General features: G+C 68.0%; 1 pseudogene. It reads left to right on the plus strand.

The annotated features are described in order from the left end of the window. Positions 1-346 (plus strand): annotated as a pseudogene (locus IO39_RS56425) (ISAs1 family transposase); the annotation flags it as partial. Between the last annotated feature and the right edge of the window lie 16 nt (positions 347-362).

The following is a 362-nucleotide window of genomic DNA, read 5'->3' on the forward strand; positions in this document are numbered from 1 at the left end:
CATCCAGGTCAAACGCCGCCGCACCGACCACCGCACCGGCAAGACCACCATCGTCACCATCTACGCCATCACCAGCCTCCCACCGGGCCGGATCACTCACGCCCAGCTCGCCGCCCTGATCCGCGGGCATTGGTGTGTTGAGGTCCTGCACCACATCCGCGACGTCACCTACCGCGAGGACGCTTCCCGCGTCCGGACCGGCACCGCACCCCGGATCATGGCCGGCCTCCGCAATCTGGCCATCGGCCTGGCCCGTCTACTCGGCTGGACCAACATCGCCGCCGCCACAGACCACTACCGCAGCCACCCCGCCGACGCTCTTCAGCTACTCGGTTTCAGCACGTGAGAACGCTTCGGCCCTG

Origin of the sequence: Nonomuraea candida, assembly GCF_000725485.1 — a bacterium.
GTDB classification, from domain to species: domain Bacteria; phylum Actinomycetota; class Actinomycetes; order Streptosporangiales; family Streptosporangiaceae; genus Nonomuraea; species Nonomuraea candida.